A 15,695-nucleotide genomic window follows, 5' to 3' on the forward strand; every position below is an offset into this window, starting at 1 on the left:
CTTTTATATGGAATTTATTATTGTCATACTATTATTTGTTGTAGTTGGAATAATCGTAACAGCAGTTCGATCGAACAAAAAGAAGGTAAATCTTACAAAACAAAATAACATTCATAATTCATCTAACAGCTCATCACCATTATTTTTCTTTGCTGGATCTGATAATGATAGCTCGCATGATGGTGGCTCACATGATTGTGGAGGGTCTTTTGGGGGAGATAGCGGAGGAAGCTGCGGTGGCGGTGGTGATTGATGAAAATGCGCCTTATATAGGCGTATTTCTTTTTAAACAAACGTTTGATTAGTTGGCTTACATATTGCATAAACACAGTTAAACAAACGTTTGTTTAATATTTTTAATATACTAAGGGGAATGGAAATGAAAAGGGAACCGAAAGTGAAAAATAAGGGGAAAGTAGTGTTATTTTTATTAGCTGCGGGAGGCGTATTTCTTGTTAAATTAGCATTTAAATTTGGAACGATACATATGATTCGAACTTGGTTTGAAAGTACGTTTTCTTAAATAAGGAATATATCCTCTTGCGATAGAGGTTTTTGATTTGTTATTATTAGACTGAACGGTCGGTTTAAAGAGGTGTGAATATGAGAAGAAGCGCAGAAGAGATAAAGAAAGAAATTGCATATAAAGCAGAAAGTCTATTTTCACAGAAGGGCTATGCAGCTACATCTATGGAAGAGATTTGTGAAATTACAGAGCGAAGTAAAGGAAGCATTTATTATCACTTTAAAAGTAAAGAAGAATTATTTTTATTTGTAGTGAAACAGCATACGTATGATTGGGTTGAAAAATGGAATGAAAAAGAGAAGTTGTATAGTACTAGTACTGAAAAACTATATGGTCTCGCGGAATATCATGTAGAGGACATACAGCAACCAATTTCAAATGCAATAGAGGAATTCTCTATGAGCCAAGTTGTAAGTAAAGAGATTCTGGATGAACTGTTAGCTTTAACTAGAGAATCATATGTTATGTTTGAGAAATTAATTGAAGCAGGTATACAGTCTGGAGAGTTCCGTGAAGATAATACTCGTGATCTTATGTATATTGTGAACGGATTATTATCAGGGCTTGGAGTACTTTACTACGAGTTAGATTATAAAGAGCTGAAACGTATTTATAAAAAGGCAATAGATGTATTGTTAAAAGGAATGGCAGCTGAATAATAAGTCAGTTGCTTTTCTTACAAAACAAATTAGACCGAACGGTCGGTTTATGGAAGGGGAATGAAAGTGAAAGCTTTATTTAAAAACCGAGCATTTATGCTCGTTATGGCATCTGATATTTTACAACAATTTGCAATTTGGATCAGAAATATGGCTCTTTTATATTTCATAATGGAGCGGACAAATAATGATCCAGTTTCAGTGTCTCTATTATCTGTCATGGAGTATGCACCTATCTTTATTTTCTCGTTCATTGGTGGTGCATTAGCAGATCGTTGGAATCCGAAAAGAACAATGGTCGCTGGAGATGTGTTGAGTGTACTGTCTATTATAGGAATTGTCCTGTTGTTAAAGCTGGATTATTGGCAGGCTATATTTTTTGCAACACTCATTTCCGCGATTGTAGGTCAGTTTTCTCAGCCCTCATCTTCGCGTATATTTAAGCGCTATGTAAAAGAAGAACAGGTAGCAAATGCGATTGCATTTAACCAAACATTACAGTCATTATTTCTAATTTTTGGGCCAGTGGTAGGATCGCTTGTGTATACACAACTTGGTTTATTTACGTCACTATATAGCTTAATCATTTTATTTTTGTTATCTGCTATCGCCCTTTCATTTTTACCAAAATGGGTTGAAAAAGAGCAAGTGGCGAGAGATTCATTAAAAAATGATATAAAAGAAGGTTGGAAGTATGTTCTTCATACGAAAAATTTACGTATGATTACGATTACTTTTACAATTATGGGTTTAGCTGTTGGATTAACGAATCCATTAGAAGTATTCCTTGTAATTGAACGTTTAGGCATGGAAAAAGAAGCTGTTCAATATTTAGCGGCAGCTGATGGAATAGGTATGTTACTTGGTGGTATTGTTGCTGCAGTTTTCGCTTCAAAAGTGAATCCGAAAAAGATGTTTGTATTCGGTATGGGTATATTAGCGATTTCGTTTTTAGTAGAAGGGCTATCTACATCATTTTGGATTACTAGTTTCATGAGATTTGGAACAGGTATTTGTTTAGCTTGTGTTAATATTGTTGTCGGTACGCTTATGATTCAACTTGTACCAGAAAATATGGTTGGAAGAGTAAATGGGACGATTTTACCACTGTTTATGGGGGCAATGCTAATTGGAACTTCATTAGCTGGAGGATTAAAGGAACTAACTTCGCTAGTTACTGTGTTTTGTATAGCAATGGCACTTATTTTATTAGCGATAGGGCCAGTTCTACGTATGCAAATAAAGAAAGAAGATATTGCTAATAAAGAGGCACTAACAAATTCATTAGCTTCAAAATAACTATTGTAAGGGAGCAATATTGCTCCCTTTTTCTTTGAGGAACTTTTGACAACTATATGAGCCAATTATATACTGATGTTGTAAAAACGATTTTACAGGTTAGGAGCAATGGTGTGAAAAATCAAATCTATGAATTACGCACTGAAAATAATATTTCACAAGGCGCATTAGCTGATAAATGTAAGGTTTCTAGACAAACGATAAATGCAATTGAGAATAATAAATATGATCCAAGTTTAGCGTTAGCATTCCGTTTAGCTGAAGTATTAGGAACAACTGTTGATAAATTATTTTTGTACAAGCAGTAGAGTCGTTCATTATAAGGCGCACCTTTAAAAATAAAAAAGATCCTCTTCTTATGAGAAGAGGATCTTTTTTTAGAGCGTTTTAGTCTTTGGACTAGGTGGTGTAACGGATGTATTATTTTCTGGAACTCTAGTTAGTAAGAATCCTCCGATAATAAACAGAACAATAATACTAAGAACACCAGCGTTTGTTTTTCCTGTTAATTGCGTTGTAACACCGACTAATACCGGACCCATAATTGCGGCAAACTTCCCAAATATATTATAAAATCCGAAGAATTCATTAGCAGATTCTTTTGGTACTAGTTTTGCAAAGTATGAACGACTTAGTGCTTGAATACCACCTTGAGATGTAGCAACTAACATTGCTAAAATCCAAAAATCAAGTGTCGTTTTTAAGAAATAAGCATATGTGCAAATAATGATATAAATAATGATACCGACATATAACATTTTTTTACCAGTAAATGTTTCAGATAGTTTTCCGTATAGTAACGCAAATGGACAAGCGACAATTTGTGTTACAAATAATATGATTAATAGATTCGTTGCACTGATACCGAGGTCGGTTCCGTAAGCTGTAGACATAGTAATAATTGTATCGACTCCGTCAATATAGAAAAAGTAAGCAATTAGAAACATAAATACAGTTTTATATTCTTTAATATTTTTAAAAGTATCAGCAAGACGTTTGAAGCTCATTTTAATAGGCCTTGGATGACGCTCAATATAGTGTGTTTGCTCTACGTTTTTAAGCATTGGAATTGTAAATAACCCCCACCAAAGAGCAGTTATCGCGAATGAAATTTGACTAGCAATGCCAACTGATAAAGGGATAGTTCCTTTTTGAGCAAGAATAATAAGAGCGATACAACCGATAAAAGGAATAGTACTCCCAATATAGCCTAAAGCGAAACCTCTTGTAGAAATTCGATCCATTCTATCTTCAGAAGTGACATCTACTAAAAATGCATCATAGAAAATGTTGGCTCCAGCAAAACCAACTAAGGCGAGCATATAGCATCCTAATAATAAGTACCACTGAGATGTTGGAACGACTGCTAACATACTTGTAAATACGATACCAAGTCCAAAGAAGAATGTGAAAAATCGTTTTTTAAATCCTTTATAATCAGCAACTGTGCCGAGAATAGGAGCAAGTATAGAAATTAAAAGTGTAGCGAACGAGTTTGCATATCCCCAATATGCTGTTGAAGTTGCACCAGATAGCCCGGCTTCTTTTGCAGCTGCTTTAAAGTAAATTGGAAATAATGCAGTTGTAATGACGAGCGAATATACCGAGTTCGCCCAATCGTATAATATCCAGCTTTTTTCTTGTCTGGACATTTTTTTCATATAGTGTTCCCCCTTAAATTTGTTCTACTAACAGTGTACAAAAATAAAAATTATAAAAAGAGAAACAGTGATGATTTTTACAGAACTTTTACATATATACACAGTTCTTTACAATTGGAGTAAATCCTCTACAATTGATCCGTCTGTTTCGCCTAAGTGTAAACCGAGTAGTCTAGCGATAGTTGGACCTTCATCAATAAGTCTCATATACGGGACGGTAACGCCGGTTTTTATTCCTTTTCCAGCAGCGATAAAAATTGTTTCATAGTTAGGTTTTGTTGGAGAGTATCCATGCGTACCAAATGTATATTTTTTACTAGGAGTAACATCTTTTTCAGTAATTTCTTTTATAAAATCTCCTGTATAGTTTTCAGTGAAATAATACCCCTCTTGCGCTTCTAACATAAATAAACAATTACCATCTGCACCGCAGTCTTTCGCAGCTTCATCATGAAGTATAAATTCAATTCCATTCTGTTTATTTTGCAGCAGTTCTTCAAGGAGTAGTTGTACTTCTCGAATTGTATCCGTATCATTTTTGTCTTTCACATATACATAGGCAGACCCGTCGCAACTTTGACAATAGGCCTTCCAATCTACTAATAGCCCTTTTTTATTTATAGATACGAGGCCTTTTTGTTGGAATAGCACATTTAATTGAATTGCTTTGTTTTCACTTAAAGCGCTATGGTCACCAAGAGCGATAATTGTACTCTCTTCGTATAGGTCACTGTCTTTTAAAGTTTGAATAATTTTCCCGAGCCGCTCATCATGTCTATGAATTGCAGCAATTGTTTCGTTAGATTCAAAGCCATGATAATGTCTTTGCGTGTCTAAATCAGTGAAATGTACGAACATAACATTAGGCTTTTTCGTCTGAATGGTGTGTACAGCAGAGGCGAGGACGAAATCATCCAGCTCTGGTTGTGATAAACCATTTCTTATATGGCCGAAACGACGATTTAAATCTAATTGGTATAGTGGGCTACCGCTAAATAAGGAAACTAACACTTGATTTTGCCACGGTCTATTGGGGAAAATTTCTGGTAAATTGTAATCAATGTTTGCTCTCCCAGTAACAGGCCATAGAAGGGCAGCTGTCGTTAAATTTGCTTTACGCGCTTCATCATACAATGTTGTTCCTTTTATCGATTTTCGGTACCAATGCCAATCAGGTGATTCACGTCCCGGTTGAAGTAACGTATTACTAACAACACCGTGCTTGTTAGGGTAATTACCGGTTACGATTGTTGAGTGGCTTGGATATGTTACAGAAGGATAAATTGGTTCTACTTTTTCGACAACCGTGCCCTTTTTTATTAGAGATTGGAAATGAGGTAGTTTTTGTAGTATAGGAAAATCTAAAGCTGATAAACAGTCGAATGATAAAATAATGACACGATTCGTTAATGCTTTATCCATAAAGTAATCCTCCTAATTATATAAAACCTATTCTTATATATTACTATTAATACCTAGTGATAAAAATATGTTTCTGAATAAAATTTATTGTTTATTTTCAGAAAAATTAAACATATAATAAGTATAAGGGAATCTATGGACGGAGGGAATAGTATGGACTGGTTAGATGGATTCGGTATATTTTACATCATTGGTGGCATCACAATTCTCCTTGTATTTGCTATTTCATATTTACTAAAGAAACGTTTTCCAGACAAACAGTTTGATATTATATTTGCACTGATTGTAATACTTCTTTGCTTAGCATCATTTCCTGTTACCATGATGGTTATTGGTGGGTGGGAAGGAATGGGATATGGATTTATTGGTTTCTTCGTTCTACTAGGTACACTTATTGGTATGATTGCACATCAACTTGTAAAAATCTCTCGAAAAAGCTACGTATAAAACTGTAAAAAATGAAAAGAATATATAATAATAAGAAAATTAGCTATTGTTTTAAAAAAGAATTTGTATTATGATAATCAACAAATTTATTTCGTTATAACGATGAAAAAGGACTAGTACATATTCAACCTTTTTAGCAGAGAGAGAATCCGCCAGGCTGAAAGATTCTTAAAAAGGCAATATGGAACCTGCCTTTGAGTTCTGCATATGCAGCGGGAATTTCCCGTTATCAAAAAGAGAGCATGCGCAATTTTTGTGCATGAATCAGGGTGGTAACGCCGGCAAAGCTCGGTCCCTATTTAGGGACGCGGGCTTTTTTGTATTTTCTAGAAGGAGGAAGACTGACTATGGCAAAAGAACAAGTGCAAGCCATTACGAAGATGGAAGAGGACTTTGCGCAGTGGTATACCGATATTGTAAAAAAAGCCGAACTTGTTGATTATTCAAGTGTAAAAGGGTGCATGATTTTACGTCCGTATGGTTATGCCTTATGGGAGAATATGCAGAAGGTGATGGATGAGAAGTTAAAAGAAACTGGCCATGAAAATGTATATATGCCAATGTTTATCCCAGAGAGTTTATTGCAAAAAGAGAAGGATCATGTTGAAGGATTTGCTCCTGAAGTAGCATGGGTTACGCATGGCGGGGATGAAAAGTTAGCGGAAAGACTTTGTGTACGTCCTACATCTGAAACTTTATTCTGTGAGCACTTTTCAAAAATTGTGCAATCCTATAATGATTTGCCAAAGTTATATAATCAGTGGTGTTCAGTAGTTCGTTGGGAGAAGACAACTAGACCATTCCTTCGTACGACTGAATTTTTATGGCAAGAGGGTCATACAATCCATGAAACGGCAGAAGAATCGCAGGCTGAAACATTAAATATTTTAAACTTATATGCTTCTTTCTGTGAGGATTATTTAGCGATACCAGTTATTAAAGGACAAAAAACAGAAAAAGAGAAGTTTGCTGGAGCAAAGGCAACTTATACAATTGAAAGTTTAATGCATGATGGAAAAGCGCTTCAAACAGGAACCTCTCATAACTTTGGGACGAATTTCTCAGAAGCATTTGATATTAAGTTTTTAGATCGTAACGGTAAATGGCAATATGTGCACCAAACATCTTGGGGTGTATCAACAAGAATGATAGGTGGGCTAATAATGGTTCATAGCGATAATAGTGGACTTGTAATGCCACCAAAAGTCGCTCCAGTGCAAGTTGTTATTGTACCAATTGCTCAGCATAAAGAAGGAGTTTTAGCAAAAGCAACAGAGTTACAAGGACATATTCAAAAGGTTGCACGAGTAAAAATAGATGCTAATAATAAAACGCCTGGTTGGAAATTTAATGAGTATGAAATGAAGGGTATTCCAATTCGATTAGAAGTTGGCCCTAAAGATATTGAAAAGAATCAAGTTGTACTTGTAAGAAGAGATACGAAGGAAAAAGAGTTTGTACCAATGGATCAATTAGAAGAACGTATTCCAGCATTACTTGAAGAAATTCATATTGCTTTATTTAATAAAGCAAAAGCATTTCGCGATGAGAATACGTATGCTGTGACAAATTTCGAAGAGATGAAAAAAGTAGCTGACGAAAAGCAAGGCTTTATTAAAGCAATGTGGTGCGGGGAATTGGCTTGTGAAGAGAAACTAAAAGAAGAGGTGGGAGTATCTTCACGTTGTATGCCTTTTGAGCAAGAGCATTTAGCTAAAGAATGTATTTGTTGTGGTAAAGAAGCTAAACAAATGGTGTATTGGGGAAAAGCATATTAATACTCTTTTGATAGGTGATAAAAAGGACTTTGGGCTGCATAATAAAATGCAATCCAAAGCCCTTTTTGGTTTTATACAGTATTTCATGTATTCTTTAGATGGAAGGATGTTGTTCTTATTTTACGTTTTTACGACGAATAAACAGTAACATACCAATTAGGAATGTTGAAAGACCCATTAAAATAGATATAGGGTAATGCGTTGCAGTATTAGGTAATTTATCACCTTGTTTTTTTGTATTATCTTTTACATTATCCCCTTGAGAACCGTTGCCCTTCTGAGAATTGCTATCGCCTTTCACACGATTGCCACCTTGAGAGCCATTACCCCCTTGAGAACTGCTATCACCTTTAACACGATTGCCGCCGTGAGAGCCATTACCGCCGTGAGAGCCACTGCCACCAGAACCGTTACCACCGGAACCATTGTCACCAGAGCCACTGCCACCAGAACCGTTACCACCGGAACCATTGTCACCAGAGCCACTGCCACCAGAACCGTTACTGCCGGAACCATTGCCGCCAGAACCATTGCCGCCAGAGCCACTGCCACCAGAACCGTTACCACCGGAACCATTGTCACCAGAACCACTGCCACCAGAACCGTTACTGCCGGAACCATTGCCGCCAGAGCCACTGCCACCAGAACCGTTACCACCAGAACCGTTGCCACCAGAACCACTGTCGCCAGAACCATTGCCACCGGAACCACTGCCGTCAGAGCCGCTACCACCAGAACCGTTGCCACCGGAACCACTGCCGTCAGAGCCGCTACCACCAGAACCGTTACCGCCGGAACCATTGTCACCAGAGCCACTGCCACCAGAACCACTACCACCAGAACCGTTACCGCCGGAACCGTTGCCGCCAGAGCCACTGCCACCAGAACCGTTACCGCCGGAATCATTGCCGCCAGAATCACTATCGTCCTGAGAACCGTTATTTCCTGGAGGTTTATTATTATCCTTTAAATTTCCTTCGGCAAAATGATCGCTATTTTGTACAATAGCGTTTGTTAATGGTTGGAAGTTTTCAGTTGCAGCATTACCGATATTTAAACCGCTAAAAAAAGATAATGAGAGTGTTGATGCTAAAATGAAGATTTTCGTCATGGTTTTCCTCCTAAGAAATTAATATTCCATCTAAAATACATCCCTTTGTAATATTTCTTAGGAAAAAGAGTTTTATGCAAAAAAAACTATATATAGAAAAAGGTGGTGTATTTGTCAAAGCAGAAAAGAGTTAATGTAGATTTCCTACAAATAGTAGAGGCGGGGAATTTACATTCATAACGGTAGAGGAAGTGGCAGTAGATGAAAGAGTACATAGCGTTTGATATTGGCGGTACGCAAATTAAGTATGGCATTGTTTCAGAAATAGGGAGAGTATTAAAGTGTAAAACAGTTGCAACAGAAATTCATTTAGGCGGAGAACAAATTATTCAAAAACTTATATATGTATCCAAAAAAATAATGAATGAACATACTATTGCAGGAATTGGTATTAGCACTACGGGAATTGTTGATATTAATAAAGGAATTGTGACGGGAGGTGCGGATCATATTCCGGGATATAGTACTATTCCTATTATTGATAGATTGCAAGAGATATTAAAAGTTCCAGTATCGATTGACAATGATGTGAATTGTGCAGCGTTTGGAGAAAAGTGGAATGGTAGTGGAAGAGAGAAAGAGAACTTTATTATGCTCACCCTTGGAACAGGAATTGGGGGAGCAATTTTTATAGATGGAGAATTGTACCGAGGACATTCATTTAGTGCTGGTGAATGGGGGAATATGTTAATAGAAGGAAAAACGTTTGAAGAGGTTGCTTCGATTTCAGGATTAATTCGGCTTGTAAGAAAATATAAAGGCAAAGGCGAGTGGAATGGGAGAACAATTTTTGAGTTGTATGATAAAGGAGATAGAGAAGTTGCTCAAGCAGTTGGGATTTTTTTTAAACATTTGGCAATCGGAATTAGTAATCTTGCTTATATTTTTAATCCAGAAACGATTATTATTGGTGGAGGAATTACCGATAGAGGAAATGAGTTTTTAAAAGAAGTAAAAGAAGAAATCAGTAAATACTTAAATCAAGAGATTTATAATAATTGTGAGATTGAACTTGCGCAAAACGGTAATTGTGCAGGAATGATTGGTGCTATTTACCACTTCTTACATCATCATAAGTAAGTTATATGAATGTTTTCATATAACTGAGAATTTATCCTTTTTATCGCTAGGTAAATAATGCTACAATATAAGAGAAGAATACAATATTTTCCGATTTGGAAAATGCTTTGTAGAAAGGGAGAAACTTCATGCCTATTATTTTAGAAAAAGGTCAAAAGATCGATTTAACGAAAGGACAACCAAAAGTAGCAAAACTACAGGTTGGCTTAGGCTGGGATCCAATTGGGCAATCAGGTGGATTTCTGTCTTCATTATTTGGAAGTAAACCAAATGTAGATTGTGATGCATCTGTTGTTATGTTAGAAGAAGATCGTTTTTTAAACAAAAATGATTTAGTTTACTTCGGAAATAAACTTTCTACTTGTGGTAGTATTATTCATTCAGGAGATAATTTAACAGGTGAAGGCGCTGGTGATGACGAAACAATTTTCGTAGAATTACATAAAGTTCCGAGCCGTATTAATCGTTTAGTATTCGTTGTAAATATTTATGACTGTGTAAATCGTCGTCAAGATTTCGGGATGATTCGTAATGCATATATTCGTATTCAAAACCCGCAAACTGGTGAAGAATTAGCACGCTATAATTTATCGGATAATTATGCTGGCAAAACAACTCTAATTGCAGGTGAAATGTATCGTCACGGAAGTGAATGGAAGTTTTCAGCAGTTGGAGAAGGCACGCAAGATAAAAACTTAAGTGAGATTGTATCACGTTATCAATAAAATAACCGAGGAGGAATTGTATATGGCATCAATTTCATTGAAAAAAGGACAAAAGGTAGACTTAACAAAAACGAATCCAGGTCTTTCAAAAGTTCTTGTAGGACTTGGTTGGGATACGAATCGTTATGATGGACAAAACGATTTCGATTTAGATGTTAGTATTTTCTTAGTAGGTGCTAACGGTAAAGTTTCAGGTGCAGAGGATTTCGTCTTCTATAATAACCCAAAAGGTGCGAATGGTGCTGTAGAGCATTTAGGAGATAACCGAACTGGCGAAGGTGAAGGCGATGACGAATCGATTAAAGTAGATTTGAAAAATGTACCTGCACATATCGAACGTATTTGCTTCACAATCACGATTTACGATGGAGAAGGACGCAGCCAAAACTTTGGACAAGTTTCTAACTCTTTCGTACGTATTTTAGATGAAGAAAAGAATGCAGAATTAATTCGTTACGATTTAGGAGAAGATTTCTCTATTGAAACAGCCGTAGTAGTAGGTGAATTATATCGTCATGCAGGTGACTGGAAATTCAATGCAATCGGAAGTGGATTCCAAGGTGGATTAGCGTCTCTATGTAATAATTTTGGTTTAGATGTAGAGTAATAGATTTGATTTATATATCCATCGGTGAAATGCGTGTATACCGATGGATATATTTTTAAAGATAAAAATATAGAGGTGAATATAGATGGTTATTCAATTACAAAAAGGACAGAAAATCGATTTAGGTAAGACAAGCCCTGGTTTAACAAAAGCAGTAATTGGTCTTGGATGGGATATTAAATCTTATGACGGTGGATCAGATTTCGATTTAGATGCATCTGCCTTTTTATTAGATGCAAACGGAAAATGTACGAAGGAAACTGATTTTATTTTCTATAATAATTTACAGTCTCCTTGTGGATCTGTTTTACATACAGGAGATAACCGTACAGGCGAAGGCGAAGGCGACGATGAGCAACTTGTTGTAGATTTGAAGAAGGTTCCAGCAGATGTTCATAAAATTGCTATTACAGTTACAATTTATGATGCGGAAGGCCGTAATCAAAACTTTGGACAAGTAGGAAATGCGTTTGTTCGTTTAGCAAATGAAGAGACGAATGAAGAAGTTCTTCGTTTTGATTTAGGGGAAGATTTCTCCATCGAAACAGCAGTTGTCTTTTGTGAATTATACCGTCATAATGGACAGTGGAAGTTTAATGCAGTAGGAAGTGGATTCCAAGGTGGTTTAGGTGCGCTTGTAAGAGCGTATGGCTTGGATGCATAGAAAGGAAACGATATTCGTTTCCTTTTTTTGACCTTTCTATAAATCTAGCAAAGAATAGGGGATAAAGGTAAGATGAGTATTTTGCAAGGAATCCTTGATACGTATGCTCAGTTTTTCGACTTGGACATGTGGATTAAAGTGTTGCAAGATCCAGTATCTTGGGGATTAATAGGTACACTTGTTGTACTTGAAGGGTTGTTATCTGCTGATAACGCACTTGTGTTAGCGGTAATGGTAAAACACCTTCCGGAAGAAAAACGTAAAAAAGCATTATTCTATGGACTTATTGGAGCTTATGTGTTCCGCTTTATTGCGATTGGAATCGGGATGTTCTTAATTAAATTAGCATGGGTAAAAGTGTTAGGTGCACTTTACTTAGCGTGGCTTTCAGTTAAATACTTCATTGATAAAAGAAAAGGTAATGCAGAAGAAGAGGAATCTCATGGTATGAACCAAAATAGTATTCTCTTCAGAATGTTCGGTGTCTTCTGGGGAACAGTTGCGATGGTTGAATTAATGGATATCGCATTCTCTGTAGATAGCGTACTTGCTGCATTTGGTGTATCTAATGAAGTTTGGATTTTACTATTAGGCGGAATGCTAGGTATTTTAATGATGCGTGGTATCGCTGGTGTATTTTTAAAATTGTTAGAGCGTATTCCAGAACTTGAAACGACAGCATATATTTTAATTTTAATTATTGCAGCAAAAATGTTATTGTCTGTTATTCATATTGAAATAAGCCATACAGTGTTCTTCATTATTTTAGTTGTAGCATTTGGAGCAACATTTATACTTCACTACATGAAGAATTCTGGACAAGCTAAAGAAGAAGTAGCAGCTACTAAAGAAGACAATAAATAATTGAAATGGGTTTGCTCGTTTTGCGAGCGCCCATTTTTTATAACCAAAAATAGTTTATAATAGAAGAAGGACTTAGAAAAAACGTAAATGTTTTTGGAGGTGAACTGTTGTGTTTTCACGTTTTACACTTCAACCATATGCATTAAAAGATGAATCAGATTTAAAGCAATTTGAAGCGCTTTTAGAAAAACGCCCACAATATGAGCTGACAGAGAATGAGATGAAATTTAGTTATATAGCATGTCGAATCCTTGGTGTTCCTAATGATGTAGATGAATATTTTAATGAACTGTTTGATTATAGTGAAGCGAAAGGAATCGAAGTTTTACACGAACAAAATTTAAACAAAGTGATTGATTCAGAAAAGCTTCGTCATATTCAAGAAGTGTTCGGATTACATCAAGAAGCACCAAATGGTCTGACAGTAAATAGGTTAGTGGCACACTTATCTGGGAAACAACTTTTACCGAAAGTAGACAACCCTGATTTACAGCATTACATACATACGACGTTTATTGCAGTATTGAAATTATATGAGAAACAACATAATCAGTCGTTAAAGACAGAAGGCTTCCGTCGTTTCTTAATCGACATAATTAAACTAAGCGAAAATTACGTAGCGAAGTGGTTCTCTACGATTAATTATAAGAAACAGATGCCACGTATCGTTTGGTATGGTGATGCACAGGAAAGCCGTATATATTTCTTATATTTTCTTATTATGCTCGGTTGTGATGTGCTTTATTATCACCCCGAAGGAAAAGATGGATTTGAAAATATTGATGAAGAGGGAAAAACTTTTATTGTGTCCCATCCGGGTCGCATTTCTCTTGAACCATTCCCTGATCGCCGCCGCGAGCGTGTTGCAACAGTAGCGTATCAAGCTTCGAAAGAAATTGAACAAGTACTTCACCACGATAATTCACTATTATATAAACCGTGGCAATTCCGTTCGTATACACCTGTAGCACGTACGTTAAAAACGACATATGATGAACTCTTTTTAATTACGAAAGAAAAGGCATTTGTACGTCCAACATTCTTTGTTGAAAATAAACATATTTATATTCCTTCTTTATTTGCGAAAATATCAGGCGTTTCAAAGAATGATAAAGAATATTTTCAACGATTAAAGGCTGTTACATCATTTGATAACAGTTTATTAATTAATACATTCCCGTTTACGAAAGAGCAAAAAGCAAACTTCCAATATCATTATCGAGATGCATTGGACCGAGCTGGAAAATTACATCCTGATCTAATTATGAATAGCCATTGGTGGCCGCATAAGCGTTTACCGGAAGGTTTACAACATGGGATTGCAGAGGCGATTATCCATACGTGCGAAAGTGAAATGTGCAAACCAATTGCGAAAGAGACGAAACAAGATGTAGCGCTATATGTTTTCGCACAACTTTCTCAAATACCACCCAATATTTTAGAACAGCTTGAGAAATTTGATTATTCACAAGATGTACCGAAAATTGTTATATTTAATAATGAGAAGAGCGGAGAATTAACTCGTTCTGACGCTGTTTTATTACTATTTTTGAATCAAATTGGAGTAGATGTATTCCATTTCAATCCCACGGGCAGAAACGATATTGAACCATATGTTGAAGCGGGAGCATTTGATTCCCATTGGCTTGAAGAAGTTAATTTCGATCTTGAGTTTCATGGTTCATCAGCCTATAAAAATTTATCACAAACAATAAAAGGACTATTTCGTCCATTTTTATAAGGAAAGGGAGAATACCATATGAATAACCCAGTCGTACTAGATTCGAAAACTGAATTGAATGAGCAAACCGCACAAGATGTTCGCTTGCAACTTAGACAAGATGCAGATGTGCAACGTATTTATAACGCAGTAGATATTAAAGATCAACTGGAATTAATTGAACTTGGAAAAGAACCTTCTATGGAAATTTCACGTTTTGCTGATCAAATTTTACATACAATGTCATTATCAAAGATAGAAGATTCTGGTGAATTGTTAAAGCAACTTGGTAAAATTATGGACAGATTTGATAGTAAAGACTTTGCAGAAGAAAAAAGTGGTTTCTTCTCGCGCATGTTCAAAAAAGCGGATAAAATGATAGAACAAATCTTTAGTAAATATCAAACGATGGGCCGCGAAATTGATAAAGTTTATGTGGAAATTACGAAGTACCAAGATGAGATGAAAAAATCAATTGGAACGTTAGATGGCTTGTATGAGCAAAACTTAAAATATTATTTAGACTTAGAGAAGTATGTAGTAGCAGGAGAAATGTTATTAGAGCGTTTAAATACAGAATTAGTTCCGATGTATGAAGAGCGCGTGCGTAATAATGATCAATTAGCAGGTATTGAATTAGAGTCGCTTAAAAACTCGGTTGAAATTTTAGAGCAACGTATTGATGATTTAGAAAAAGCGCGTATGGTTGCGCTACTTACAGCGCCGCAAATTCGCATGATTCAACGTGGTAATAATAAATTAATTGGTAAAATCAATACAGCATTTATTACAACGATTCCTATCTTTAAAAATGGTATCATTCAAGCAGTAAATGCGAAACGTCAAAAGCTTGTTGCAGATTCTATGGCTGAACTTGATCGCCGTACAAATGAATTACTTAAGAAAAATGCACAAAATATCGCAACGCAAAGTGTAGAAGTAGCGAGATTATCAGGTTCTTCTAGTATTAAGATGGAAACGCTTGAGGAAACTTGGAACATTATTTCAAGAGGTATGCAAGAAACACAACAAATTGAAGAACAAAATAAACGTGAGCGTGAAGAAAGTCGCAAGCGTATGGCTACATTAACGGAGAATATCAAAAAAGAATTACAAGGATAAATGAAAAGGC

The 15,695-nt window shown here is 35.9% G+C and carries 17 protein-coding genes and 1 other annotated feature; of the genes, 14 read left to right on the plus strand and 3 right to left on the minus strand.

The genetic code is table 11. The features are described from left to right. The first annotated feature begins 7 nt into the window (after positions 1–7). The 5 genes from AC1Q8M_RS24525 to AC1Q8M_RS24545 all read left to right on the plus strand — a co-directional run bounded on the left by AC1Q8M_RS24525 (position 8) and on the right by AC1Q8M_RS24545 (position 2,792). Complete coding sequence (locus AC1Q8M_RS24525) at positions 8–253, plus strand: hypothetical protein (RefSeq protein ID WP_000394364.1); 246 nt, start codon at positions 8–10, stop codon at positions 251–253. Positions 254–379: 126 nt separating this feature from the next. Further along, positions 380–523 (plus strand): hypothetical protein, encoded by a 144-nt coding sequence (locus tag AC1Q8M_RS24530; RefSeq protein ID WP_000817981.1) that lies wholly within the window; start codon positions 380–382, stop codon positions 521–523. 80 nt (positions 524–603) lie between these two features. After that, on the plus strand, positions 604–1,185 hold the full coding sequence (locus AC1Q8M_RS24535) for a TetR/AcrR family transcriptional regulator (RefSeq protein ID WP_001254448.1): 582 nt from the start codon (positions 604–606) through the stop codon (positions 1,183–1,185). 66 nt (positions 1,186–1,251) lie between these two features. Beyond that, on the plus strand, positions 1,252–2,484 hold the full coding sequence (locus AC1Q8M_RS24540) for an MFS transporter (RefSeq protein ID WP_000645358.1): 1,233 nt from the start codon (positions 1,252–1,254) through the stop codon (positions 2,482–2,484). 56 nt (positions 2,485–2,540) lie between these two features. Beyond that, a complete protein-coding gene (locus tag AC1Q8M_RS24545) occupies positions 2,541–2,792 on the plus strand; it encodes a helix-turn-helix transcriptional regulator (protein WP_002023181.1) in 252 nt (83 codons plus the stop codon). Between the two features lie 69 nt (positions 2,793–2,861). Here AC1Q8M_RS24545 and AC1Q8M_RS24550 read toward each other — a convergent pair whose 3' ends face one another. Continuing rightward, a complete protein-coding gene (locus AC1Q8M_RS24550) occupies positions 2,862–4,145 on the minus strand; it encodes an MFS transporter (RefSeq protein ID WP_000738820.1) in 1,284 nt (427 codons plus the stop codon). Between the two features lie 108 nt (positions 4,146–4,253). Further along, a complete protein-coding gene (locus AC1Q8M_RS24555) occupies positions 4,254–5,567 on the minus strand; it encodes an alkaline phosphatase family protein (RefSeq protein WP_000356442.1) in 1,314 nt (437 codons plus the stop codon). A 153-nt stretch (positions 5,568–5,720) separates the two neighbouring features. On the opposite strand from AC1Q8M_RS24555, the gene AC1Q8M_RS24560 reads away from it, so the two are divergent. Then, entirely contained in the window at positions 5,721–6,014 is a 294-nt protein-coding gene (locus AC1Q8M_RS24560) for a YesK-like family protein (protein ID WP_000383860.1), read from the plus strand. A gap of 93 nt (positions 6,015–6,107) precedes the next feature. Beyond that, positions 6,108–6,314 (plus strand) — a binding site (T-box leader). Between the two features lie 47 nt (positions 6,315–6,361). Further along, entirely contained in the window at positions 6,362–7,792 is a 1,431-nt protein-coding gene (gene proS, locus AC1Q8M_RS24565) for a proline--tRNA ligase (RefSeq protein WP_098855524.1), read from the plus strand. 115 nt (positions 7,793–7,907) lie between these two features. Here proS and AC1Q8M_RS24570 read toward each other — a convergent pair whose 3' ends face one another. Continuing rightward, complete coding sequence (locus tag AC1Q8M_RS24570; protein WP_144469639.1) at positions 7,908–8,903, minus strand: LPXTG cell wall anchor domain-containing protein; 996 nt, start codon at positions 8,901–8,903, stop codon at positions 7,908–7,910. Between the two features lie 201 nt (positions 8,904–9,104). Here AC1Q8M_RS24570 and AC1Q8M_RS24575 point away from each other — a divergent pair, with 201 nt between their 5' ends. The 7 genes from AC1Q8M_RS24575 (at position 9,105) to AC1Q8M_RS24605 (ending at position 15,685) form a co-directional block, all read left to right on the plus strand. Further along, complete coding sequence (locus AC1Q8M_RS24575; protein ID WP_098361336.1) at positions 9,105–9,983, plus strand: ROK family protein; 879 nt, start codon at positions 9,105–9,107, stop codon at positions 9,981–9,983. 128 nt (positions 9,984–10,111) lie between these two features. Next, positions 10,112–10,708: a TerD family protein gene (locus AC1Q8M_RS24580; RefSeq protein WP_001121581.1), complete on the plus strand. Its 597-nt coding sequence runs from the start codon at positions 10,112–10,114 to the stop codon at positions 10,706–10,708. A gap of 22 nt (positions 10,709–10,730) precedes the next feature. Beyond that, positions 10,731–11,315, plus strand: a complete 585-nt coding sequence (locus AC1Q8M_RS24585) for a TerD family protein (protein WP_000146729.1) — start codon at positions 10,731–10,733, stop codon at positions 11,313–11,315. An 85-nt stretch (positions 11,316–11,400) separates the two neighbouring features. Next, positions 11,401–11,979 carry a TerD family protein gene (locus AC1Q8M_RS24590; RefSeq protein ID WP_000236648.1) on the plus strand — a complete coding sequence of 193 codons (579 nt, stop codon included), beginning with the start codon at positions 11,401–11,403 and terminating at the stop codon, positions 11,977–11,979. 72 nt (positions 11,980–12,051) lie between these two features. Beyond that, positions 12,052–12,843 (plus strand): TerC family protein, encoded by a 792-nt coding sequence (locus tag AC1Q8M_RS24595; protein ID WP_023520991.1) that lies wholly within the window; start codon positions 12,052–12,054, stop codon positions 12,841–12,843. A gap of 109 nt (positions 12,844–12,952) precedes the next feature. Further along, positions 12,953–14,584, plus strand: coding sequence for a YceG family protein (locus AC1Q8M_RS24600; RefSeq protein ID WP_065229695.1), 1,632 nt, complete (start codon positions 12,953–12,955; stop codon positions 14,582–14,584). 18 nt (positions 14,585–14,602) lie between these two features. Beyond that, positions 14,603–15,685, plus strand: coding sequence for a toxic anion resistance protein (locus AC1Q8M_RS24605; RefSeq protein WP_001064413.1), 1,083 nt, complete (start codon positions 14,603–14,605; stop codon positions 15,683–15,685). The last annotated feature ends 10 nt before the right edge of the window (positions 15,686–15,695 follow it).

This window comes from Bacillus sp. GW823-FHT06A10 (assembly GCF_058795375.1).